The organism is Vibrio sp. 10N.247.311.14 (genome assembly GCF_041467715.1).
Classification (GTDB): domain Bacteria; phylum Pseudomonadota; class Gammaproteobacteria; order Enterobacterales; family Vibrionaceae; genus Vibrio; species Vibrio crassostreae_C.
In genome coordinates this window covers 1-24,603 of sequence record NZ_JBFSVE010000045.1, presented here as the reverse complement: position 1 = coordinate 24,603, position 24,603 = coordinate 1, and the positions used below count along the sequence as shown (strand labels likewise).

General features: G+C 44.6%; 23 protein-coding genes and 1 pseudogene. 14 read left to right on the top strand and 10 right to left on the bottom strand.

Going from position 1 to position 24,603, the window contains the following annotated elements; translation table 11 throughout:
* Positions 1–52: 52 nt before the first annotated feature.
* A complete protein-coding gene (locus AB6F11_RS15920) occupies positions 53–865 on the bottom strand; it encodes an enoyl-CoA hydratase/isomerase family protein (protein WP_102393685.1) in 813 nt (270 codons plus the stop codon).
* Between the two features lie 130 nt (positions 866–995).
* Between AB6F11_RS15920 and AB6F11_RS15915 the strand changes: the two genes are divergently transcribed.
* The 4 genes from AB6F11_RS15915 (at position 996) to AB6F11_RS15900 (ending at position 3,641) form a co-directional block, all read left to right on the top strand.
* Positions 996–1,955, top strand: a complete 960-nt coding sequence (locus AB6F11_RS15915) for a LysR family transcriptional regulator (protein ID WP_012604456.1) — start codon at positions 996–998, stop codon at positions 1,953–1,955.
* Positions 1,956–2,108: 153 nt separating this feature from the next.
* Positions 2,109–2,558, top strand: coding sequence for a redox-sensitive transcriptional activator SoxR (gene soxR / locus AB6F11_RS15910; protein WP_017062186.1), 450 nt, complete (start codon positions 2,109–2,111; stop codon positions 2,556–2,558).
* Between the two features lie 146 nt (positions 2,559–2,704).
* Positions 2,705–3,085, top strand: coding sequence for a VOC family protein (locus AB6F11_RS15905; RefSeq protein WP_102393686.1), 381 nt, complete (start codon positions 2,705–2,707; stop codon positions 3,083–3,085).
* A gap of 136 nt (positions 3,086–3,221) precedes the next feature.
* Entirely contained in the window at positions 3,222–3,641 is a 420-nt protein-coding gene (locus AB6F11_RS15900) for a globin (RefSeq protein WP_017071826.1), read from the top strand.
* 111 nt (positions 3,642–3,752) lie between these two features.
* On the opposite strand, the gene AB6F11_RS15895 is transcribed toward AB6F11_RS15900, so the two are convergent.
* Positions 3,753–4,523 (bottom strand): DUF481 domain-containing protein, encoded by a 771-nt coding sequence (locus tag AB6F11_RS15895; protein ID WP_102393687.1) that lies wholly within the window; start codon positions 4,521–4,523, stop codon positions 3,753–3,755.
* Positions 4,524–4,662: 139 nt separating this feature from the next.
* Between AB6F11_RS15895 and AB6F11_RS15890 the strand changes: the two genes are divergently transcribed.
* Positions 4,663–5,052: a DUF4345 domain-containing protein gene (locus tag AB6F11_RS15890; protein WP_017062182.1), complete on the top strand. Its 390-nt coding sequence runs from the start codon at positions 4,663–4,665 to the stop codon at positions 5,050–5,052.
* A 9-nt stretch (positions 5,053–5,061) separates the two neighbouring features.
* Positions 5,062–6,564, top strand: a complete 1,503-nt coding sequence (locus tag AB6F11_RS15885; protein WP_102393688.1) for an arylsulfatase — start codon at positions 5,062–5,064, stop codon at positions 6,562–6,564.
* 56 nt (positions 6,565–6,620) lie between these two features.
* Here AB6F11_RS15885 and AB6F11_RS15880 read toward each other — a convergent pair whose 3' ends face one another.
* The 4 genes from AB6F11_RS15880 to AB6F11_RS15865 all read right to left on the bottom strand — a co-directional run bounded on the left by AB6F11_RS15880 (position 6,621) and on the right by AB6F11_RS15865 (position 11,636).
* Positions 6,621–7,658, bottom strand: coding sequence for a LacI family DNA-binding transcriptional regulator (locus AB6F11_RS15880; protein WP_017065252.1), 1,038 nt, complete (start codon positions 7,656–7,658; stop codon positions 6,621–6,623).
* Between the two features lie 197 nt (positions 7,659–7,855).
* A complete protein-coding gene (locus tag AB6F11_RS15875) occupies positions 7,856–8,941 on the bottom strand; it encodes a porin (protein ID WP_017065839.1) in 1,086 nt (361 codons plus the stop codon).
* A gap of 248 nt (positions 8,942–9,189) precedes the next feature.
* Entirely contained in the window at positions 9,190–10,206 is a 1,017-nt protein-coding gene (locus tag AB6F11_RS15870; protein ID WP_017065254.1) for a nuclear transport factor 2 family protein, read from the bottom strand.
* 125 nt (positions 10,207–10,331) lie between these two features.
* Positions 10,332–11,636, bottom strand: a complete 1,305-nt coding sequence (locus AB6F11_RS15865) for an MFS transporter (protein WP_017104144.1) — start codon at positions 11,634–11,636, stop codon at positions 10,332–10,334.
* A 348-nt stretch (positions 11,637–11,984) separates the two neighbouring features.
* Here AB6F11_RS15865 and AB6F11_RS15860 point away from each other — a divergent pair, with 348 nt between their 5' ends.
* The gene (locus AB6F11_RS15860) at positions 11,985–13,526 is read left to right on the top strand and encodes a sodium:solute symporter family transporter (RefSeq protein WP_017065256.1); all 1,542 of its coding nucleotides are present in this window, start codon (positions 11,985–11,987) and stop codon (positions 13,524–13,526) included.
* 26 nt (positions 13,527–13,552) lie between these two features.
* Positions 13,553–14,923 carry an L-serine ammonia-lyase gene (locus AB6F11_RS15855; RefSeq protein WP_017065257.1) on the top strand — a complete coding sequence of 457 codons (1,371 nt, stop codon included), beginning with the start codon at positions 13,553–13,555 and terminating at the stop codon, positions 14,921–14,923.
* A gap of 99 nt (positions 14,924–15,022) precedes the next feature.
* Here AB6F11_RS15855 and AB6F11_RS15850 read toward each other — a convergent pair whose 3' ends face one another.
* Positions 15,023–15,508 carry an Lrp/AsnC family transcriptional regulator gene (locus AB6F11_RS15850; RefSeq protein ID WP_017065258.1) on the bottom strand — a complete coding sequence of 162 codons (486 nt, stop codon included), beginning with the start codon at positions 15,506–15,508 and terminating at the stop codon, positions 15,023–15,025.
* A gap of 122 nt (positions 15,509–15,630) precedes the next feature.
* Here AB6F11_RS15850 and AB6F11_RS15845 point away from each other — a divergent pair, with 122 nt between their 5' ends.
* Positions 15,631–16,230, top strand: a complete 600-nt coding sequence (locus AB6F11_RS15845; RefSeq protein WP_017071831.1) for a LysE family translocator — start codon at positions 15,631–15,633, stop codon at positions 16,228–16,230.
* A 129-nt stretch (positions 16,231–16,359) separates the two neighbouring features.
* Here AB6F11_RS15845 and ahpF read toward each other — a convergent pair whose 3' ends face one another.
* Together ahpF and ahpC are read right to left on the bottom strand one after the other, a co-directional pair.
* Positions 16,360–17,952, bottom strand: coding sequence for an alkyl hydroperoxide reductase subunit F (ahpF, locus tag AB6F11_RS15840; protein ID WP_102393689.1), 1,593 nt, complete (start codon positions 17,950–17,952; stop codon positions 16,360–16,362).
* A gap of 198 nt (positions 17,953–18,150) precedes the next feature.
* Complete coding sequence (gene ahpC, locus AB6F11_RS15835) at positions 18,151–18,708, bottom strand: alkyl hydroperoxide reductase subunit C (RefSeq protein WP_016798107.1); 558 nt, start codon at positions 18,706–18,708, stop codon at positions 18,151–18,153.
* 472 nt (positions 18,709–19,180) lie between these two features.
* On the opposite strand from ahpC, the gene AB6F11_RS15830 reads away from it, so the two are divergent.
* From AB6F11_RS15830 to AB6F11_RS15810, 5 genes are all read left to right on the top strand, one after another.
* Positions 19,181–19,672 carry a VOC family protein gene (locus AB6F11_RS15830; RefSeq protein WP_102393690.1) on the top strand — a complete coding sequence of 164 codons (492 nt, stop codon included), beginning with the start codon at positions 19,181–19,183 and terminating at the stop codon, positions 19,670–19,672.
* 306 nt (positions 19,673–19,978) lie between these two features.
* On the top strand, positions 19,979–21,355 hold the full coding sequence (locus AB6F11_RS15825) for a uracil-xanthine permease family protein (RefSeq protein WP_017071678.1): 1,377 nt from the start codon (positions 19,979–19,981) through the stop codon (positions 21,353–21,355).
* A 246-nt stretch (positions 21,356–21,601) separates the two neighbouring features.
* Entirely contained in the window at positions 21,602–22,093 is a 492-nt protein-coding gene (locus AB6F11_RS15820) for a VOC family protein (RefSeq protein WP_102393691.1), read from the top strand.
* A 335-nt stretch (positions 22,094–22,428) separates the two neighbouring features.
* Positions 22,429–22,854, top strand: coding sequence for a septal ring lytic transglycosylase RlpA family protein (locus tag AB6F11_RS15815; protein ID WP_017068116.1), 426 nt, complete (start codon positions 22,429–22,431; stop codon positions 22,852–22,854).
* A gap of 442 nt (positions 22,855–23,296) precedes the next feature.
* Positions 23,297–24,340 carry a manganese-dependent inorganic pyrophosphatase gene (locus AB6F11_RS15810; RefSeq protein ID WP_104216374.1) on the top strand — a complete coding sequence of 348 codons (1,044 nt, stop codon included), beginning with the start codon at positions 23,297–23,299 and terminating at the stop codon, positions 24,338–24,340.
* Between the two features lie 166 nt (positions 24,341–24,506).
* Here AB6F11_RS15810 and AB6F11_RS15805 read toward each other — a convergent pair.
* Positions 24,507–24,603, bottom strand: a pseudogene (locus AB6F11_RS15805) (IS5/IS1182 family transposase); the annotation flags it as partial.

Sequence of the window (24,603 nt, the reverse complement as noted above, 5' to 3'; positions counted from 1 at the left end):
AGATACATACATAAATGGCCATCAAGCGATGGCCATTTAATTGCGTCATTATCTATTGTGATAACTCTGCTTCGGTGTCAACGAAGATACCTTGAATGTCTTTCGCTTCACGCTCAGTTTGACCACCGTGTTTTAGAAACGCACCGATAATTGCTGCGGTTTTCTGCTCTTTTGCGCGCTCTAAGAAGTAACGAAGTTCTAGTTCAGCGCCCGCTTGCTCATCTTTGATTGAGGCAGCGATGATCTCTTTGTACATCACGATATCACGTACTTCTAATTGGCTGATTACACCGAGTGTCGCTGCTAAGAAACCCTCTAGCTCTGCCTTCGGTACAAACTGCGTGATGATGTTACGCTCTTCTGCTTGTTGAGCCGTAAAATCGTTACCAAGCAGCAAAGCTTGTAGCGCTTTGTTTTTGCCCATGCGTCTTGCAAATTGAACTGCGCCTTGGCCACCCGTTGGGATGTTTACATGAATTTCTGGTTGTGCGAACGCCGAGTTTTCAGTGCCGTAAGCAAGGTCACACGCCATCACAAATTCATTACCGCCCCCACGAGCTACGCCATCAACTACCGCGACAGAGACTTGTTTCATCGCTTTAATGTTCTCAATCATGTGGTTGAATTCAATCGAACCAGCTTGTCCACCTTGTGTACCGTTGATCACATTGAGATCTAGGTGAGCCAGAAAGAAGCTCTCATGTAATGATTTGAAGACCACAACCTTAGTATCACGATCATCTTTCAATGAAAGTACAAAGGCATTGATCTCGTTGATCAAGTCGAAAGTCAGCACGTTCACTGGTGGGTTGTTGATCGATACTGTTGCGATGCCATTTTGGTTAGTCACAGATAGTAGTGTCATGGGGTGTTCCTCTATTAGGTCGGGACTGAATGTTGTCTCCGTTATGTGCAGCTACTATAGATTTGTAATAAGATGAGAAAAATAGTCATATTGGCACTTGATTGGTGCCTTAAATGCAACAAAGGGCGTTATGGATATATCGAGTCGTTTATTATTGTTACTTGAAGTGGTTGAGCTGGGTTCGTTTGTCAAAGTGGCGGAGCAAAGAAACGTCGACCGTTCCGTTATCTCTAAACAGATCAGCCGTCTTGAAGAAGAGCTGGATGTTCGGTTACTCAATCGAACCACTCGTTCGTTATCTCTGACAGCTGCAGGCAATGAGATGGTCAATCAAGCGCATCAGCTTCGTGCACTGTTGAACGATACTCGACGCTTGGCGCAAAATTATCATGCAGAGCCTCGAGGGTTATTAAGAATCACCAGCTCGACCATGTTCGGTCGACAATATGTTCAGCAGGCGATTGCGGTTTTCCAGAAGCAGTATCCAGATGTTGATTTTGAATTGAGACTCGAAGACCGAATCGTCGATATGGTTAAAGAAGGGTTTGATATTGGTTTCCGTATTGGTAAGCCCAAAAACTCCAGCCTAATCAGCCGTAAGATAGCCAGAAGTCGATTGCTGATTGTCGCTTCACCTGAGTTCATTGCTCAGCATGGCGAGATCAACACCATCGAAAAGTTAGAGTCATTACCTGCGACTATCTATGCCGCTCCGGGTTTGTTGATTGATAAGTTTTCTTATGTCGATCAAGAGGGGCAAGCGCAGCATTTCCAGCTTAATGCCGCTTATAAAGTGAATGACGTTGAGATGATTTCCAAGAGCGCGCTAACTGGCAGTACTCTCGCGGTTGTCACGGCGCAGATGATTGAAGATGAAGTGCTCAGTGGAGAGTTAGTGCCTATTATGACTCACTTAAACTTGGATGACTTTGGCACTTTCTATGCGGTGTACCCACATCGAGATGCACCCATAAAAACCAAGCTCTTCATTGATACATTGAAAACTATTGTCGGTGAAGATAAACCTGTGTGGGAGCAAGGCATTCCCGGGTTTGACGACATGTATGGTAATCAGCGAACAAAATCATAGCTCAAAAAAATCAATACGTTAGGTTGCTTTGTTGCGCGTATTTTGTAATCTAGCCCAAACCTAAGTTTGAACGCAAACTTCAAGTTAAAATGAACTATAGTATACTGGTTATTATCAGGAAGAAACGGCTATTCAAACAGGAAGTGAAAGATCATGAGAAACATCGTATACCTCACCATAGGCCAGTTGGCTGAGCGCAGTGGCGTGGCTCCTTCGGCCTTACGCTTTTACGAAACCAAGGGGTTGATTGCTTCAATTCGTACTAACGGAAATCAGCGCCGTTATCAGTCGGCGATGTTGAGAAGAATTGCTTTGATACAAGTCGCGCAGTCGATAGGCTTCACGCTGGAAGAGATCACCGAAGAATTATCGACACTGCCGATGAACCATACCGCGACTAAGCGAGACTGGGAGCGGGTTGCTAAGAAGTGGCAGGGTCAACTCGACAGCAAAATGGCGCAGATTAAATCGCTACAAGAGAACTTAACCGGCTGTATCGGTTGCGGATGCTTGAGTATGCAAAAGTGCAACTTGCTAAATCCTGATGATATCTTGCATGACCAAGGGCAGGGCGCACAACGAATTGTTGAACAGACTAACTGAGTTCCCGAAAGGCATGGAGCAGCGAACTAAGTTTCAGGTGTTTGCTCAATGGGTTAAGCAACAGTTGTGACCGAATAGCGTGCCTAGACAAACACGAATTATAGGTCTAGTTTAGGTTGTTCTTTCAATAGAAGAAGAGGTTAGTTATGTTCAGCCATGTTTTTCTCGGTACCGAAGATATTGAACGCGCGAAGGCTTTTTATGACCCAATCATGAAAGTGCTTGGTTATAGCGAAGGCTCTGTTGATTCTAAAGGGCGCTGTGTTTACGTTAGTCAAACAGGTGTGTTGGGCTTAACGAAGCCGATTGATGGTCAGCCTGCGACTCACGGCAACGGCATGACGGTGGGTTTTCTTGCGTCTTCTCCTGAAGTTGTAGATGAGTGGCATCGAGTTGGCGTCGAAAATGGCGGTACCAGCATTGAAAATGGCCCCGGAGCGAGAGGTTCTGACGAGCGTCGCTTGTACATGGCTTATTTGCGAGATCCTGATGGAAACAAGATTTGTGCAACGCACTTTATGCCGTAGTTTACGTTATGCCATCGTTCATTTTATGCCACAGTGGCGTATACTTAGATCATATTGATGGTTCGGAGTTGGCTAAGTTGCGGCTCTGGACTTGTTAGCTTCCCGATAACTCAAAATTTTGCAAAGGACTGGCTAGATGAAACCGAACGAACTGTTTTATGAAAGTTTTGAGCGCTGCCGGATTGACCAAGAATTTCTCGAAACGTTTTTGGCTGATTTTTGCGAGCATAACCCAAGGTTTTCAGAACGTTTTGAAAATATAGGGTTAGAGCAACAAACCAAGATGCTTAAAGCCTCGATCATTCTTATCTATAACTCTGCTGGTCTACCAAGCGTGCGTAACTCAGTAAAGAAATTGGGTAAAAGGCATAAAGACCTAGGGCTGGATATTTCCGAGATTGAGCTCAACGAGTGGTTCAATTCGTTACTCAATACAGTTAAAAAATATGACCCTCACTACGATGAAAGCGTCGAACAAGCTTGGACAGAAACTCTCGAGGCCGGCTTAACTATCATGAAGAAAGAGTGCGTAGTTCCAAACACTGTGAATAACTAGGTCGTTGATGGGTAGTTTTGCTTGTTCGTTAGTTAAAACCGGCATTAACTCTTGAAAGATTGACATTGTCAGGTAAGCCTAACGATATCAGGCTTACCTCTTATTGTTTGACTAGAAATGAGCAGCCCAACCAATCAGGAACCCTTGCGATGCGGTATCGTATTCAAAGGTCCCCTTGTTTTCGTAATCAACCCAGGTCGATTTGTAGGCAACATTTAAGTCAGACCAACTGTTTATCTGGTATCGCACGCCAGTTAATAGAGATGAGGTAAAGTTGGTGTCACTACCAAGCCCTGCATCAATGGTTGCGTGAAACTTCCAATCCTTATTGATCTGCGTTATCCATCTCACACCTATTTGGTAATCACCCCAATCTTCATCGAGTGATCGGTCTGCACTTAGATTGCCACCTGAACCGTAAAGCTTGGCATCGATGTCGTTATCCCACCAACGAAGCCCAAACAGATAATCAATCGTGCCAAAATCGTACTGGTAGCGCTTAAACCCCTTCACATCTAAAACACCTTGTCGGATATCAAGGTTGCCCCTCAATACCTCTAGGTTGCTACCTAACACTGAGTTTGTTTTTCCGCTTAACTTCATGAAGCTGTAGTCAATGTAATAGCCCCACTGATTGTCATAGATACCCTCTAAACGCACCATTGCGGTCATATCAAGATGATCCATGATGAATGCAGGATCAACATCGACATCAGCAGACAAATCACTAATGGTGCTGTCTCCGCGGATGTTGAGTGCGAGCGCGTAAATTTCGAAGCTATGTTGCCACTTTTTTGTATCCGCTTGTGTGCTTGCTTCCTGAGCATTTACGGTTGAACTGGCAGCCAATGCTGATGCGAGTAGGTAATGCCATTTAGCCATATTGATATCCTTATCTTCGATGTGAAATAGCACGAATGTAAATGTGTGTTTTAACTATCCATTTTCCACATATGCAACTTGTATATTGCTGATTGTAGACTATGTTTTTTGAAAAGAGCCAAATTAAAAGAGTAAGGATATGAAGCCACAAAGTGTTTTTTTGTTCGTCGCTGTTTTGGGTTTAACACCGATTGCGTTGTCGTACGGTTATGCCCCCGTTGTCTCCCTTGATTATCTTTTCGGAATTGATGCTAGCCCTATCAATGTCACTCATATCTTTCGTGCTGTGATGGGGTTGTACTTAGCGTTGGCTCTGTTTTGGATAGCAGGGGCGTTACTAAAGAAATACCGACTGCCAGCACTCTACAGTTTGGTGGTCTTCATGTTGGGTTTGGCTGCCGGCCGAGTCATTAGCTTGTTGATAGATGGCATGCCTCACTGGCTACTTGTCGTCTATCTACTATTGGAGCTTGGCTTTGGTTTGGTAGGAATAAAAATGGTTCACAAAGAGCAATCTGAAACAGTATAAGGACATTCTATGAAAAGGATTTTCCACCTTGTTGTTCTGAGTGTGTTGAGCAGCTTTTCGCTATCAGCATGGTCAGCCCAAGAGCAACCGAATATTTTTGTTATCTTCACGGATGATATTGGGATATCAAACCTGAGTGCTTATCACAATGGTGTGATGAGCAGCGAAACACCGAACATCGATAGTATTGCTGAAAAGGGCATGCTACTGACCGATTATTACGCTCAACCCTCTTGTACGGCGGGTCGTTCTGCATTCTTAACGGGTCAACTCCCTGTTCGAACAGGCATGCACTCAGTCGGATTGCCAGGTGGCCCAGTTGGTTTAAGTGCCGACACGCCAACGCTTCCTGAGATTCTTAAAACCATGGGTTATGTTACGGGTCAGTTTGGTAAAAACCATCTTGGTGATCGAGATGAATTCCTACCGACAATGCACGGTTTTGATGAGTATTGGGGTTGGTTGTATCACTTGAATGCAATGGAATACACAGAAGATCCAGATTGGCCAAAAGATGGATCTTTGGATGCCTTTGCACCTCGTAATGTCATTTACGCAAGATCAGATGGCAAAGGTGGTCAAACGATCGAAGATGATGGTGCATTGTCGATTGAGCGTATGCGTACACTCGATGATGAAGTGAATAAACACGCGATCAACTTCATCGAAAGGGCGGTTGAAGCGGATAAGCCATTCTTTACTTGGTACTGTCCATCACGTGGTCACGTTTGGACGCACCTGTCACCTGAATACGAAGCCATGCTTGGCCAAAACGGTTGGGGACTTCAAGAAGTGGTCATGAAAGATCTTGATGACCATGTTGGTGAGATGATGGCGAAAATGGAAGAACTCGGTATTGCCGACAATACCATTATTATTTTCACTGCCGATAACGGCCCAGAGATCATGACTTGGCCAGATGGCGGTATGACACCTTATCACGGTGAGAAAGGCACAACTTGGGAAGGTGGCGTAAGAGCCCCTGCATTGGTTAGCTGGCCGGGTAAAATCCCAGCGGGTACTGTAGGCAATGGCATCTTTGATGGTATGGATTGGTTACCCACTCTTGTCGCTGCGGCTGGTGGTCCAACGGATCTAAAAGAAAAACTGCTGAAAGGTCACGATGGCTTTAAAGCGCACCTTGATGGTTACAACCAAGTGGATATGCTGACCGAGAAAGGCGAGTCAAACCGTAAAGAGATCTACTACTACGAACGAGACAAGCTGCAAGCGGTTCGTGTTGGTGATTGGAAGGCGCATTTCATCGTGCAAAACCACGGTTGGAGTGGCCCTAAAGAAGAGCTAAACGCACCATTGCTGTTTAACTTACGTCGTGACCCATACGAGCGAGCGGCGGAAGAGTCGGGCATGTACCTAAAATGGATGGGACAAAAAATGTGGGCATTTGGCCCGGCACAAGCGGCTGTCCAACAACATCTAGCAACCTTCCAAGAGTGGCCTCCAGTGACGCCTGACTCTCCGGCAGAGAAGACCGGTGGTGTAGGTAACTAGTTAAATATCATAAAAAATCCCGCTCACACTGAGCGGGATTTTTGTTTGAAAGCGTCTTAACGTTGGTTCTGTTTTAGCGTCGTGTTTCGTTCAATGAACTTCACTGGCACCATCAGCTTAACCAAGCTTGTGTCTTGCTCTTGAATCTGGCTAACGACAATTTTCACTGATTCACGTGCAAGGCGTCTGAAATCTTGCTTGAAGGTAGTGAGTTGGTAGTTCAACCATTGAGTCTGTGGGATATCGTCAAAACCAATCACTTGAAGATCTTCTGGAATACGCAGGTTAAATTCTAAGCGCGCCACATCCATTACTGCCATCGCGAGGTTATCTGTCGCACAGAAAATCGCTTGAGGATGTGTGGGTTCTGAAAACAGAGTCCGAATGGTATCTAGAGCATCAAGGTAGTCATAGTCAGCTTCAATAACACGAGCTTGCTTGCCTGTTAGATCTTCGAATTCTGAGCAAAAGCCCGATTCACGCTCGCCGTTGGTGTAGGTTGGCACGTTACCTGTCAGGTAAACCGCTGACTTTGTTCCTACGCTATGTAAATGTTGAGCGGCGACTTGGCCTGCGGCGTAGTTGTCACTTATTACATGGCTACTCTTAGTCCCCTCAACTACACGAGCATACTGAACAATGGGGATGTTGAACTCTTCACACTCTTCATAAAGCGACTTATTAAAGGTCGCCGAAGCAGCAATTACGCCATCAACTCGGTATTGGAATATATTAGGAATCGAGTGGTTGTCGTTTCCATCCACTTGCCAAGGAATCAATACCGCAGAGTAACCCTGCTTTTGTAGCTCAGTAGAGATAAGCTGCAGAGTTTTCATGTGGATAGGGTAGTCGGCATCTGGGAAAACTAAGCCAATCAATTTGGACTCATTTGTCGTCAGACTGCGGGCAAAGGCATTGGGACGATAGTTCAACGATTTTGCTGCATCGAACACTTTTTGCTTGGTCTTTTCAGACACTGAACTGCCCGGGACAAATACACGAGATACAGTTGATTGAGAAACGCCAGCAAGTTTAGCGACATCTTTAGAGGTGACGGTTGGCTTTGACGCCGTGGAGTGTTTTGGAGAGCTCATAGACCATACTTTTGAACCAAATTGATTGTGCATAGAGTAACATAATTAGGTACGTACTCAAAAATACAATATGCCATGATTGGATGAAAAATAAGGGTTAATAGAGAGTGTTGAATATTATTCTGGGTATGACCCAAAAAAGCTCTGCGTAAGAGCAGAGCTTTGTTTAAAGAATTTATGAATCGACTAACTGGGCGTTAGAAGTAGTAACGAATACCTGCAGCGAATTGGTCATCTCTGTTTTCGAATTTATTGCCAACGAGCTGATCTTTACCTAGGTCGAATTGGTATTCAGTCCAAACTAGGAATTTGTTCTTCTGGAAGTGGTATTCAACACCAGGGATAAGCAGGTTACGCTCATAGCCATCTGTTTGGTCATCACGATCTTCCATGTAGTTGTAGTTCAACGTAGGGCGTAGGCCATTGTCGAAGTGGTAGTACGTGTAGATTTCACCACCTAGGGTATCGAACATTACATCCGTACCGCCTTGGCTTACAGCTTCCCAGTTTTCGCCCACGTGGAAAGTGGCACCTGCGTAGAAGCCGCCGTTGCTGTAGTTCGCACCCAATAGCATGATGCGCATGTTGTCGCCATTTTCTACGCCAACCACACCTGAGTCTAGGTCTGCAATTTCATTTTGGTGGTAAGCTGCACCTAGTGTTACGCCATCAACCGGTTTGTAAGTGATTGACGCACCCATTCCGTTTTTCAATGAAGCTGTCGCATTACTCGCTAGTGCCACTTCTTCACGTGTCGTTTGGTAAGTGAAGCCGTAGCTTACTTGGTCGTTGATTGAGTTACGGTAAGTAATGGAGTTTTCTGCTCGACCTGTACCAGATGCAATACCCCAGTCAGAAAGGTTGTAAACACCTGAGCCGCGAGTACCGAAGACACGACCTAAGTCGGTGTACCATGCGACGTCATAAAAAGTAGACCACTGCTTAGTACCTGCTGCGATCTTGCCGTATTTGTCGTGCTCTACGCCTGCGTATAGAAGTCGGTCGTAAATATTGTCGCCGTTAGCACCTGAGTTGTAACCCCATTCAGCATGGCCAAAGCCAGTCCAGCCGTTATCGAGTCCCATTTGACCTTTAAGGCCGAAACGAGAGCTACCGCTGTTCCACTCACCGTTGTGGTCGCCGCCCTTATCTTGGTAACGAACGTCGAAACGACCGTCTAAAGTAAGGCTATCGCCCGCGTCATTGGTAAAAGTGTGTGCAGCAAAAGCAGAACCTGAGGTAAGTGCTGTCAGGATCACTGCTGAAAGAATCGACTTTTTCATTGTAATTCTCTTTATTCAGGCCGTAGAAAGCCACCGTGCTTTCAAGCCCGTTATATTGGTAATGGTTTGGCAGGGTGTACCCCATCCATGAGGCACTAGTAGATTCAGTTATTAGTGGAGCAATAATGAATTGGTTGGAGCACTTACTAGGAGCGAGAAGGGTCCCCCAGTAAGCGTGGCAACCTAAATCAGATGTCTATTTAGGTTGCCACTATTTCGTTTCAATCTTTTGGATTAAAGCGTATCGATTACAGCGTTGGGTTCATGATGCTTGAAGTGCGTTCGAACACATCTAGACCTTGCTGTTGTAGCCAGTAAGGAAGGTCGATAAGAACCCAGTTCTCAGACAGTTTGTCACCGTCGCGGTAGTAAACGTCAACCACTTGCATGTTTGCACGCACTTCGCCGCCAGTCATACCTAGGAAGCCACCTGTTGGTGTGTTTGATAGGTTTGGCCAACCGAAGAAACAAGAGAAGTTACCTTCAGCGAAACGACAAACGTGGCCGTTGAACTTCTTGTCTTTCAGGTTATTACGGAAAGGAAGTTGGTGCTGTTGTTGGTAACGAGGAATAGTGTAAGACGCGCCGATACCACATGGGCCGTACCAAATCATGTCTTTTGACCAGCTCTTCGCGAGTACTTCTGGTGGGCAACCCATTGCGCCGCTGTCGTTAAGAGCAGACAGGTCATCAACCATTTTGTTTACTAGAGCCAGTGTCGCAACACCTTCTTCTGGAGCCGCGTCTTCGAATAGCAGACCGTCGTGGTTACGTGGGCCAGGGTATACGAAGTGCTTACCAGTTGATGGTGGAAGTGGGTAGCAACCCGCTTGATCCATCATGCCTAGTAGGTCTAGAAACAGGCCTGTCTTAGTGATTTTGCCATCAACAACACAGTTAAATTCTGCGTAGCGAACGTTCATGATCTTGCCAGTTGGGCGCATACCTAGGTATTCAGCGTCGAATAGACCCATGAAGTGACCCATGCTCATTACCCAAATCTCATCTGGGTTAACTTCGTTGTTACCACCGATGAAGATGTCTTGACGACGCTGCATGCGAGTCATTGACTTCATCATTGGTGCCCAGAATACGTCAGCTGCTGCTTGTGCGCCTTCTTGCTCACGGAATGGGTAAACACCGCGCCACAAGTAATCTTCAGAAGTGTGTGCTTTTAAAACTTCAGCAACGTTCTCGTGAGTTGCGTTTTCCATTGCATCGAAGTATTCACGAACAATGCGTTTCGCTTCTTGATATTTAGACATAATAATTTCTCTTTGTGTTGTCGAGTCAACATTCGGAACAGGACTCGATTTGGATTTTGTTACCGGCTGATTTATCAGCCGGCTTTAAACTTTTCGTATTTGAACTTCAGCGTATGAGTGTCGAATTAAGCTTTTGCTGCTTCAGCTTTTTTGCTCTTATCGAAGACGCCACCTTTTAGAGTTTCAGGCAGTGTTAGCCATAGTAGGCCGGCGATAATCCATACGATTGGTGAGCCCCACATTGCTGTTTGTAGGTCGGTACGCTCTTGGATGAAGATAAGAACCATTGGTGCCCACATGCCGATAATACGACCGCCATGGAATAAAGCTGCACCATAGCTACGCAAGCGTGCTGGGAACAATTCAGAGAAGTAACCGCCCCATACTGCAGAAGCAGACAGGCCGAAGTTGTAGATAAGACCTAGAAGAGCCAGCATGTTTAGGCCGCCAATCATCATGTCACCAGGTGCGACAAAGAAGATAGAAACCATAATACCTGCGAGGATGAAGCCGAACGCGTTGATCTTACGACCGTACTTATCTGCTGCCCATCCCCAGAACCAAGCACCGAAGAGTGAACCAAATGCTGAGATAGAGAAGATCAAACCGATGGTTGCACCATCAAACATACGAACATCTTTCAGGTAGGTAGTTACAAAGCCACCGAAGAATTGGAATCCGTAGAAGTTAAGACCAGAAAGAAGTAAACAAGTAATCGTAATTTTGCGGTAAGGCTTGCTTAACATCTCACCCCAAGAACCTTTTTTAGCTTCGGTTACTTCACCAGCTGCATTGGTTGTGGTTTGTTGATCTTCTTCACCGTAGGCGATCACTGTTTTGTCGCTTGGTAATACAAAGATCATTAACGCTGCTGCTACAAGCGGTGGAATACCACCTACCCACATTAGGCTCTGCCAAGGTGCATCAACACTTGTAATGAAGGCTGCGTAAGCGCCCATTGCCACTAAAGCAACAGAGAACATTGAAGAAGCAAAAGCAGTCAACTTACCGCGAACCGTTGGTGTAAATAGGCCAATCATCAAAGATACAGCTACAGTGAAGTAACCGCCTAAAGACAGTCCAATGATGAAACGCATTGCGGCCCAAGTGGCGTAGTCGGTAAACATCATGTTGATGATGGTTGCACCACCGTTTAATGCCGTAATTGCTACTAGCGTGGACTTTTTGCCGAACTTGGTTGCGAACCATGCACAGCTCAGTGCACCAATCAGAGCACCAACAGACTGCCAAGTGTAGAACTGAGCGGTATCAGAAAGGCTAATACCAGCATATTCTTCCACAATGTATGGGCGTACGTAGTCAATAATTACAAAGTTATAACAATAAAAAAAGTAACCTACTAGAATTGCTAGATATGCGGCTACCCTTTGAATCATAGGAACTTCGCTCATGTGTTTTTTAATGGTCATGACCGATAAACCTTTATTTTATATAGGGTGGTTTTGGTTTTAATTATTGTGTGTTGATTATTTAGCTTCATCACACCGTCTTCATTTCGGGAGAGATAATAGAATTTTTGTGGTTATTAGATCCGTGATCAAAGTCAATTTTAAAATGAGTGCGTACCCATTTTGTGCATTTTAGTGATCTTGATCTCATTTAACTGGGTTTTTGTGCTTTGTGGGGCGATTTGAGTGTTTAATCGTCTATCTTAGTGATAATAGTCACACTTATTGTGGGTTTTTGAGGGAAAACATCCATTTTTGAGTACTATTGGCAGCGAATTAATTGCGACATACAATAAACGGAATCTAAAAATGGTTACGTACTCAAGTTTTGTGGTTATTGCTCTTTATGTGCTAACTACTTTGTTTATCAGCTACTTAGTTAATAGGCGCTATAGCGTCGGTGGCGACTTTTCGACTGGTGGAAAACAGTTTGGTTGGTTTACGGCAGGTGTGTCGATTCTTGCAACCTACATCAGCGCAATGACGTTCGTTGGCATGCCGGGCTGGGTTTATAGCTCAGGCATGGAAGCGATGAGCGTACATTTGAACTATCCAATAGTGATCTTTTTCACTGTGCTTTTCTTTGTTCCGGTGTTTTACAAGCTCGGCCTAACCTCGATTTACGAATACCTAGAGCACCGCTTTGGCGTTGTTGCTCGCACGATCAATTCCATCGTGTTCATTGTGGTTCAGTGTATTTCGGCAGGGGTTATTCTGTATGCGGTAGCCCTGATCTTAGTGCAAGTGCTGCCAGTGAGTATCTCTGAGGCGATCATCTACATCAGCGTATTTACTGCGTTGTATACCTATGCGGGTGGTATCTCGACTGTAATCTGGACTGACATGCTTCAGTCAGCAGTGTTGATTATCGGCAGCATTGCGATCTTTGTTTTATTGCTGATGAAAATCGATGCGGGCGAGATGTTGTCTCCTGAACATTTGAATATCATCAATCTCGATTTTGACTTAGGCGTCGATACCACATTGTGGGCCGGCGTAGTGGCTGTGAGCTTCTTGCACCTGAGTGTGTATGGCACTAACCAACTGATTATTCAAAGAACATTGGCGACTAAGTGTGTTAAAACAGCGCAAAAATCGATGTTGCTTTGTGGCTACGGCGCATTTTTTGTTTATCTGTTCTTTGCTGTGATGGGGGTGCTGTTAAGTGTCTTTTATCAAGACAGCAGTTTTGAAAACAGCAACGAAGTGATTCTCGATTTTGTGTTTAACCATACCAACCCAATCATTGTTGGTTTGGTGATCTCAGCACTTTCGGCTGCGGCAATGTCGACATTGGATTCCACCTATAACTCAATGGCGACGGTCGCAACGTTCGATTTCTATAAGCGCTTCTTCCGTAAGCAAGCCTCTGACGCGCACTATGAATCAGTGGCTAGAAAAATGAGCCTGGTTGCTGCAGCGTCGGTTGTTGTGCCTGCGTTACTGGCTGTTTCTAATGAATCAGTGCTTAAAACGATTGCGAGCTTAACCTCTATTTTTGTTGGTATTCGCCTTGGCTCTTTCATCTTGGGTTTGTTCTTCAAACAAGCAAACGAGAAAGGCGTAATTGCGGGCAGTATTGGCAGTGTGGCCGTCGTATTCATCGCCAAATACAGCGGAATAGCTTGGCCTTGGTTTGCCTTGATTGGCACTGTGGTTTTCTTAGTGTTAGGTGTTGTTGTGAGCCGCTTCTGGGGAGAGGTAACCGAGCAACAAAATGAATTTATAGAAAAGCAAAAGCATTTGTTTGCAAAGCCTACCGCGAGTCATTATGGCTTGTTGGTGTTCGCTGTTGTGACGATTGCTGCTTGTACTGTTATCCCTGATTGGCTTTATGCCGCTCTTTCTTAATTGACCGATTTTTTACTGGTATATCTATGTTATCGATCTTTGATATCTACAAAATTGGTGTTGGGCCATCGAGCTCTCACACCAACGGCCCAATGATTGCGGGTTTCCATTTCACACAATTAATCGCTGATAAAATCGCAGAAGTGACGCGTATTCAGGTGGATTTATACGGTTCTTTGTCATTGACTGGCATAGGTCACCACACCGACAGAGCTACAATATTGGGGCTACTCGGCAATAAACCAGACACCATCAAAATCACCAGCGCAAACCAAGCAATGCGTCATGCCGTAGACAGTGGTGAGATGGATTTAGCGGGCACCAAGCACATTGCCTTCAACTACGAAACCGACATGTTGTTCCACAAAGACAATCTGCCTCTGCATGAAAATGGCATGATGATTACTGCGTTTGACCAGAGTGGCAACGTGATTGTCGATGAAACTTATTATTCGATTGGCGGCGGTTTTATCGCAACTGCTGATGAACTGCAAAATGGTACTCAAACCCAAGCGGTAGAAGTTCCTTTCCCGTTCAAAAACGCCGATGAAATGCTTCAACAAGCTGACAATAGTGGGATGAGCCTCGGTGGTATGATTCTAAAAAATGAAGCGGAGTTCGAAGGCGCTGACATTATTTCAGAGAAAGCGGATCAAATCTGGCGAGTGATGAGTCGTTGTATGGAGCGTGGCTTTGAAACCGAAGGCATTCTTGATGGTGGTTTGAACGTAACTCGTCGTGCGCCTAACCTACTGAAAAAGTTAGAAGCGAATGCGGCGGTTGAAAACGACCCAATGGAAATCATGGATTGGATTAACTTGTTTGCGTTTGCGGTTAGCGAAGAAAATGCGGCTGGTGGCCAAGTGGTAACATCACCAACCAATGGTGCGGCGGGCGTTATTCCTGCTGTGTTGATGTACTACCATCGCTTCATTAAAGAGTTGGATACTAAGCAGTTAAAAGATTTCTTAGCGGTATCGGGCGCGATTGGTATTCTGTACAAAACTAACGCTTCGATCTCTGGTGCGGAAGTAGGATGCCAAGGTGAGGTAGGCGTATCATCCTCTATGGCGGCTGCGGGATTAACGGCACTACGCGGTGGCAGCAATGAGCAGATCTGTATTGCGGCGGAAATCGCGATGGAACACTCATTGGGTATGACTTGTGACCCAATTGGCGGCTTGGTTCAAGTGCCGTGTATCGAGCGAAATGCGATGGGTGCGATGAAGGCAATTAATGCATCTCGCATGGCATTGAAGCGAAACAGCAAGTCTTTGATCTCACTCGATAAGGTCATCGCAACCATGTACCAAACCGGTAAAGACATGAACAAGAAATATCGTGAAACATCACTCGGTGGTTTAGCCTTGATCCATCTAGCTCATCCTTGTGAATAGCTAAGCCAGTTAACCCAGTAAATAATAACGTTAAGCCCAGAGCCTTAGACTTTAGAAATCTATCGCGGCTGGGCTTTTTGTTTTATGTGTTTTAGGGAGCTAATCTGAAAGCGGTAATCGATAGCTGTTTTTCAACTCTTTTACTGAGATGTTCGACTGAATCGCACTCACGCCTTTGACTCGTCTGATCGAGCTAATACGCTCAAAGTACTCTTCTAAATCTTTCGCCAACACTTGCACCATGTAATCGGCGCCGCCTGCAATGCAGTGACACATAGGAATCCAATCGGTTACCGCGACAAATTCTTCGAATGGTTCTGTGTTTTCAACTTCATGGTTACCCAAGGTCACAAGAGTAAAACCAGCCACATGAAAGCCTAATTTCTTACGATTCAGCTTAGCGGCGTAACCATCGATATAGCCAGTTTCCTCCATGCGTTTCCAACGACGCCAGCATGGGGTTTCGCTGAGGTTGACCTTCTCTGCGAGCTTGCTGTTGCTCATGCGTCCGTCTTGCTGGATATGCTCTAAGATGGCGATATCTGTGTCATCTAACACTTCTTTGGTGGATTCTTTCTGTTTCATGGCTATTTTAGAAAAGTCTTGCTCAAATTTGGATTAATATTAGCCTATATAGCAATTTAATTCCTAGTCGAATCTGTAAACTCTCCCCCTATAAATACTTTACTTATTAGGAGTGAGAGGAAATGAGCTCTCAATTAATGCTGGCGTTCTTGCTATTTTCAACATCAATTGCAATTACCCCTGGGGCTGGCAATATCGCATTACTTGGGATTTCAAGTCGTTATGGATTTGCTGCGACTTTACCTTTTATCTCTGGGAACGCTGTTGGCATCATCATCGTATTGGCGGGTTCTAGTGTCGGTTTGGTGAGCCTATTTACCCTTTACCCAGAGCTATACAGCATTTTGAAATACGCGGGTGCGGCTTATTTGCTGTTCATGGCGTGGTCGATTGCGAATATGCAAATCGAAGAAAGCACCACCGACAATCGTTCAGGCTTTGTGTCGGGTGTGCTGGTGCAGGTGTTAAACCCTAAAGGTTGGATAGCGTCATTAACCGTGTTTTCACAGTTCATCACTCCGAATGCAGACTACCTAATTCAAGTGGTGACCATTATCGCGGGTATGGTTATTACCGGTGTACCATGTATGTTGGTGTGGGCGTATTGCGGTACCATGCTTAAAAAGTTGCTGCAATCACCAAAACAGATGATGTTTGTGAACCGCTGCTTGGGTGGAAGCTTAGCAATGGTGGTGGCCTTTATGCTTTATCAACCGGCATAAATCACAAAGAAAAAAACCACTCCTAAATCCATAGGAGTGGTGTCTAAATGTCGACTAAGTCGTTAACAATAAAGAATTAAGTTAACAAATATTTAAGGAACTTGAGTTAAAAGCTTTTCAGTTTAAAGATTAAACGGATTCAGCCTCTTTAACTGGAGCTGAGTTACGGATTAGGTGGTCAAATGCACCTAAACTTGCTTTAGCACCTTCACCCATCGCAATGATGATCTGTTTGTAAGGTACTGTGGTCACATCGCCTGCCGCGAAGACACCTTTCATTGATGTTGCGCCATGAGCGTTAATCTCGATCTCACCGCGTGGTGAGAGCTCAACTTTCGAACCCTTCAACCATTCGCTGTTTGGCATTAGGCCGATTTGAACAAAGATACCCGCTAGTTCGATCTGTTTTAGTTCTTCAGTGTTGCGGTCTTTGTATTCCAGACCGGTTACGCGATTTCCATCACCCAACACTTTTGTGGTTTGAGCCATCTTGATGATTTCGATGTTTGGTGTTGCGTTCGCTTTGTCGATAAGCACTTGGTCAGCACGCAGTGTGTCTGCAAATTCAAGTACGGTTACATGTTCCACAATACCTGCTAGGTCGATAGCCGCTTCAATACCTGAGTTACCGCCACCGATAACCGCTGTTTTTTTGCCTTTGAACAATGGACCGTCACAGTGTGGGCAGTAAGCAACACCTTTGTTGCGGTACTCTTGCTCGCCCGGAACGTTCATTTCACGCCAGCGAGCACCGGTACTTGTGATAACCGTGCGAGCTCGTAGTGTTGCGCCGCTCTCTAGCTCAACGTGGATGTAACCGTCTTCAGTGTCTTCTGCCGCAATGATGTTTGCAGCGCGCTGCTCAGTCATTACTTCAACACCGTACTCTTTTACGTGCTCTTCAAGGCTTGCCACTAATTTAGGGCCGGTGGTTGCTTTCACTGAGATAAAGTTCTCAATCGCCATGGTGTCCATCACTTGGCCGCCGAATCGGTCAGCAACCACACCAGTACGAATGCCTTTACGTGCAGCATAAATTGCCGCTGAAGAACCTGCAGGGCCGCCGCCGACAACCAATACATCAAACGGTGCTTGTTGGTTTAGGTTTGCTGCTTTCTTTTCCGCTGCGCCTGAATCAACCTTGTTAAGGATTTCAGCCAGTGACATACGGCCTTGACCAAATAGCTCACCATTAACGAATACACTTGGTACTGCCATGATGTCGCGAGACTTCACTTCATCTTGGAATGCTGCGCCGTCGATCATCGTTGTCTTAACCAGAGGATTAATCGCCGACATCATATTGAAGGCTTGAACCACTTCTGGACAGTTTTGGCATGAGAGCGAGATAAAAATCTCTACATTAAGCTCTTGATCGAGTTCTTTAATTTGCTCGATTACGTCCGCTTCAAGCTTGATAGGGTGACCACCACTATGAAGCAGTGCTAGAACCAGTGACGTAAATTCGTGACCCATTGGCAAACCGGCAAAACCGATCGCGGTGCCTTTCTCTTGGTTCACGACCTGCATGATAGGGCTGCGAGTGCTTGCGCTGTCATCGCGAGTCACTTCAATTTTATCGGTTAAAGACGAGATGTCATTCGCCAGATCTTGAAGTTTGTTCGCGGTGTCGCTGCCATCCAGGCTAAGCACTAACTGAACATTGGTTTTTAGGTTTTCTAGGTATGCTTTTAGCTGCTGCTTCATTGCTTGATCTAACATAATCGTGCCTGCTCTTAAATTCTGTGTCTTGGTATTGACCAATACCTTCTTGCTGAAAAAGGAAAATAAAAAGGGGGCGCAAGTCGGCAAATATTGTGGTGTTGATGTTTTGAAAGGGTGGCGCGCGACTGCCCTTTAGGAGGGGGGCCGAAGCGCGCCTGTAGAACCGTTTATCTATTCTTGTTAGCTAGGCTTAGATTAAATCTTGCCTACTAGGTCTAGAGATGGAGCTAGAGTCTCTTCGCCTTCTTTCCATTTAGCTGGGCAAACTTCACCTGGGTTAGCGGCTACGTATTGTGCTGCTTTAACCTTGCGTAGTAGGTCTTCTGCGTCACGGCCGATGCCTTCAGCTGTGATTTCCATTGCTTGGATAACGCCTTCAGGGTCGATTAGGAACGTTGCACGGTCTGCAAGGCCTTGACCTTCACGCATAACGTTGAAGTTATTTGTGATGTTGCCAGTTTGGTCGCCTACCATGAAGTATTCGATAGTGCCGATTTTGTCAGAAGTATCGTGCCATGCTTTGTGAGAGAAGTGAGTGTCAGTTGATACTGAGTAAACTTCTACGCCGCGAGATTGAAGCTCTGCGTATTTGTCTTGTAGGTCAACTAGCTCAGTTGGACATACAAACGTGAAGTCTGCTGGGTAGAAGAAGAATACAGCCCACTTGCCTTTAACGTCTTGCTCAGTGATTTCTACGAATTCGCCGTTTTTGAATGCTGTTGCGTTGAATGGTTTGATTTCTGTGTTGATCATGATTTGACTCTCTTTCTAATTTATAGTGTTTAACGCTATCCCGCGTCGATGTAGATATATTGCATTGCCACCGAAAATTAGTGAAATCGGACATTTCTATAGATTCAATAGGCGAATCCTATCTTCGAAAGGAAAAGGCTATCGGTAAAAGCTATCAACAAAAACAATTAACAAAAGCCATCAAACATCAACAACTCCCAATTTAAGTAGCTATGCTCTTTAGGTTGTTCTCTACATTGGGCTTATCTCTATTGGTGTGTGTATCTATGTGTCTATGTAGGTAGGGTTCGGTATGGTTTCTTTGCGTGAGTTGAGTTGTTATATCAAACTGTAAATAACAAAAAATTATCATTAATATAAATTATGATAATTTCAATTAATTAACGCATGTACCTATACTCTCTCCATCGAAACGAAACACCGAAGCTAGACTTCGAAAAGCACAGAATTTAAAACGAATTTGGAGCAAGTTATGAAAATGAATCACGTAGGCATCATGGTGGGTGACATGGACCAAGCAGTCGAGTTTTACACGAAAGCTCTAGGTCTAAGAATCGTAATGAACAACACCAAAGTGATGGAAGAGCGCGAATCAGCAATCGGTCGTATGTGTATCGCTGTATTTGGCGAAGGTTTTAAAGGCTTCAATATTGCTCACCTAGTCACTTCTGATGGCATCGGTGTTGAGATGTTCGAAATGGTTGACCGTGAAGAGCGTCACAACGTTGATTTCTCTCGCCTGGGCATTTTCCACTTCTGTCTACAGCTTCCTAAAGAGCAGTTTCATTCAGCTATCAAGCGCGTTGAAGAGTTTGGCGGTAAGGTACGTATGGATATCCACCGTTACCACCCAGAAGACGAACTAAAACAAGCGCAAATGGTTTACCTAGAAGACCCGTTTGGCAACTTATTCGAATTCTACTCTCACTCATACGAAGATACGTACGCGACTGATTACGAGTAATAGGCGCTACCTACCTATCATAAGGTAGAAAAACTGAAACACCCCCTAAAGAGGATTGGTAGAAATACCAATCCTTTTTTGTGTCTGCGGTATTTGGTTAGAGGTAACGAGTAAACTAGAGCAAACGAGTGCTTTGTGTGTTCTTCGTTGCACTAAAACAAGCCGACTGTGTTGCTCTATAGTGCAGCATTGGCTAGAGATGAAACTTAACTGATTGATAAGTATGATGTTAAACCATTGGCATATATGTTGCTCTATTGTCTTTATGTAAATTGTATACAATAAAAAATACATAAAGGAAGTCACATGGAACAGAACAGTGAATTGATCTACGGATTAGACGATCGACCATCAGTCAGAGCTGCCAGTTACGCAGCGTTGCAGCATGTATTAGCCAGTTTCGTTGGTATTATCACGCCCACACTCATTATTGGCGGTGTGCTTGGGTTGGGTGAGCACATTCCTTATCTGATCAGCATGGCACTCATGGTGTCTGGGGTCGGTACCTTCATTCAAGCGAGAAAAATAGGGCCAGTTGGCGCAGGGATGATCTGTGTCCAAGGAACCAGCTTTGCGTTCTTGGGATCTGTATTAGGTGCAGGTTTTCTGGTTAAAGCGAATGGAGGTGGGCCAGATGAAATGCTCGCTACCATTTTCGGTGTCTGCTTCTTTGGTGCATTTGTTGAAATCGTACTATCGCGCTTTATCGAAAAGCTCAAAGTCGTTATCACGCCCGTTGTGACTGGAATCGTTATCACGACGATAGGTATCTCTTTGATTAAAGTCGGTGTTACTGATATTGCGGGTGGCGTTGGCGCCGAAGATTTTGGCTCTGGAAGCAATCTGATGTTGGGTGCCATCGTCCTCGGAACCATAGTCGTGCTTAACCTGAGTAACAATAATATGGTTAGGCTGTCGTCGATTTTAGTTGGGTTGGTAGTTGGCTGGGGCGTTGCCATTTTGATGGGTAAAGCGTCTATGGTTTCTTTTGCTTCTCAACCGCTATTGAGTATTCCTGTCCCATTTAAATATGGCTTCGCTTTTGATTGGCAAGCCTTCCTGCCTATCGCTTTTATTTACTTGATTACCGTTATTGAAACCACGGGTGACCTTACCGCCAACAGTATGTTCTCAGGGCAGCCAGTTAAGGGGCCAAAATACATCAATCGACTCAAGGCTGGCGTGCTAGGTGACGGTGTGAACTCGCTCATCGCAGCGGTATTCAATACTTTTCCGAACACGACTTTCAGCCAGAACAACGGTGTGATCCATTTTACGGGGATCGCGAGTCGCTACATCGGCTACTTCATTGCCGCGATTCTTTTTCTGTTAGGGTTATTTCCCATCTTAGGTGCGGTTTTAATGACGATTCCAAAGCCAGTATTGGGCGGGGCGACATTAGTGATGTTCGGTACGGTTGCTGCGGCGGGCATCAAAATCATCGCCAATGAAAAACTGGATCGCCGCAGAATTATGACGATTGCCATCTCACTAGGCTTAGGGCTTGGGGTGATGCTAGTGCCGGATTTATTGAAAGAAGCACCCAAGCTAGTGCAAAGCATATTTGGGTCACCTGTAACCATGTCTGGTATTGCCGCGCTTGTGACTACCGGGTTGATGTCTTTGGTGCCTGAAACAAAAGCCAAGCAGATTTCGAACGTCGTACAGACCAGTAAAGCGTAACGGGCTTCTTCGTGCTGAACTAAGGATGTTTAACTAGAGCCACATGACATATGTGGCTCTCAACTTTAACTTATTGTGTGACGTGTTGGCATCTCACTTAACTTGGTAAATAACATAAAATTATCATTAATATAAATTATGATAATTTCAATTAATCGTCGTATCTCCATATACTCTCTCCATCGAAACGAAACACCGAAGCGAGTCTTCGAAAAATACAGAATTAAAGAGAATTTGGAGAAAGTTATGAAAATGAATCACGTAGGCATCATGGTTGGCGACATGGACAAAGCAGTCGAGTTTTACACAAAAGCGCTAGGTCTAAGAATCGTAATGAACAACACTAAAGTGATGGAAGAGCGCGAATCAGCAATCGGCCGCATGTGTATTGCAGTATTTGGTGAAGGCTTTAAAGGTTTCAACATTGCTCACCTAGTAACATCTGATGGCATCGGTGTTGAGCTGTTCGAAATGAAAGAGCGTCAAGAGCGTCACGAAGTTGATTTCTCTCGCTTAGGTATCTTCCACTTCTGTCTGCAACTTCCAAAAGAGCAGTTTCATTCAGCGATTAAGCGTGTTGAAGAGTTTGGCGGTAAGGTTCGTATGGACATCATGCCTTACCACCCAGAAGACGAACTAAAACAAGCACAAATGGTTTACCTAGAAGACCCGTTTGGCAACCTGTTCGAATTCTACTCGCACACATACGAAGACACTTACGCGACTGACTACGAGTAATAGTGTTATCTACCTGTCATAAGGTAGAAAACCGAAACACCCCCTAAAGAGGATTGGTAGAGATACCAATCCTTTTTTTGTTTGTGTGCTTTTTAAGTGCTCCATCATGTGGTGGTGGTTAATAAATCAACAACTTTAAGGCATTGTTAAAGTTGACGTTTTGAAGATAAAACCTTTCATGAATATGACTGAAGCGAGCGTGCTTCATGAAAACATTGCGGAATCACACTAGTAATAGCCTTCGCTGAGAACTCATAATACTCAGTTCAATACTGCTGAACCGCACTACAATGAAAATAGATAAACATTACATGAAGAAGATCTACTGAAATAGCATGAAAAAACTAAACCTTATCTTTGCCGCTTTTCTTATTACTTTGCTTGCCGGATGCTCGTCACATGCGGCCGTCGATACTTCAAAAACAAAGGGCTATGCCAATTCACATGCGCTTGTGGGAGTGGCTTCTTGGTATGGCGATAAATTCCATGGAAAACTGACGGCAAGTGGTGAAACGTATAATAAAAACGCCTATACAGCCGCTCACAAAACCTTGCCATTTGGGACTATCGTGAGAGTGACCAATACAGCCAATAACAAGTCAGTCGATGTCAAAATTAACGATAGAGGCCCTTACGTAAAAGGCCGAGTGATTGACCTTTCCCACAAAGCATTTTCTCAAATTGGTGACGTTAAGAAAGGCGTAGTAAAAGTCAAAATTGAGATTATTGATGACAGCAACACCTTTCGATACAAACACTAGAATCCCCTCCTAACCTCCCCTTGGTGTACATCTCCGCTCCCTTACCAGCAACGGGAAGGGGAGGAAAAAAACCTCGATCTCGATGATTGAATAGCATATTTATGCTTACTCGATAAGGCTGCTTTTGCAGCCTTTTTTGTGCCTTTCGATAATCCATTTTTAATAAGATTATCTTATTTTCAGTATGTGGGTTGATGATGTAATGTGGTCAATAAATCAGTGTCTTAGCTTTCTTATCATTAGGGTTCATTGAAATTCATTGTGAAATAATGAAAAGCTAACCTAATCCAAGTTGAGCCTTGGTGTGATTAACAGTGAAAGCCTAAGGGCAATTACATTTAGTTACTTACTGAAGTAAAACTGAAATATTAGTTACACGGTTCTGAAATTTTTGGTGTTTAGCTTATGGGCTTCTATATCGCATTTAAATAAGGAAATACCCGTGAAGCTAACCCCTGTCGTTGCAGCCGTAATTATGTCTTTCAGTTCAGCAAGTTTTGCTTTTAGCTTGCAACAATCTGCCAATGAAAACAGTGAAGATCTCGTATGGACAGGGCACCTAAGCCCAGACAGCGACACGGTAATGTCTGCGATGCTCGCGGCTCATATTTATGGTGGTACGGCGACAGTGCCTGAGCCGATTAATCCTGAATCGACGTTTATCTTGAACTACTGTAATGCAGAATCTCCACGTGTAGAGACAGATTACTCTTCATACCGAGTGGGGCTGGTTGACTTCAACCAAGTGACTCAATTAGCACCAACTATTGATCAAGCATCCATTGTGGCAGTGGTCGATCATCATGCGATTGGTGGCTCTCCAATTAACACCCCGCAGATTGTCGAGATGGATATCCGAGGTTGGGGTTCAGCTGCAACTATACTGGCTGACAATGCTGAAAAGCTCGATGTGACATTACCTAAACACCTCGCTTGTGTTGGCTTGGGTGCGATTCTTTCTGACACAGTGGTATTCCAATCAACAACTACAACAGATCATGATCGTGAATACGCAGAGAAGCTGGCGAAGGTTGCAGGCATTTCAGATATCGAAGACTTCGGTCAACAGATGTTGGTTGCTAAGTCAGATCTTAGCCACCTTTCATCTGAAACCATTCTGACGCTGGATTACAAAAACTTTAAGTACGGTGGCAAACAGGTGGGTATCGGTGTTGCTGAAACACTAATGGCTCAACAACTGATTGACCGTAAAGACGATCTTCTAGCAGCAATGAAGACTTACAAAAAAGAGAACGGGCTAGACCATCTGTTCTTTTCAATCACAGATACCAAGAACAAAGAAGCGAACTTATTGTGGGTGGATGAAAGCGACTATCAAGTCATCAAATCGGCTTTCAACGCTGAACCAACAAGTGACATGCTGACTTTGGAAGGTGTCACTTCACGTAAGCGCCAGATTGGCCCTGCGGTTCAAAAGGCAATTGAGAGCTTGAAAGTAGAAAGAGAGTTTGGAGGGGATTGGTAGAAATACCAATCCCTTTTTTAATTATTGGGCGTCTAAATGGGATTTGGACAATAACAAGTTAGGAGCAGTCATAAACTGCAGTCTCATTCGAAGCGATTAAAAAAGCACTTCTAAACGAGATGTTAGAAGTGCTAGGGCGTGTTGATCTTTGCTGTACATTTCGCGTTCAACAATACATCGGTAGCCACATTAACATGAATGCCAGCGATAACATGCTGGCATAATTCCTTTCTAGCTTGTCATATCTACTTGAAATAGCTCGA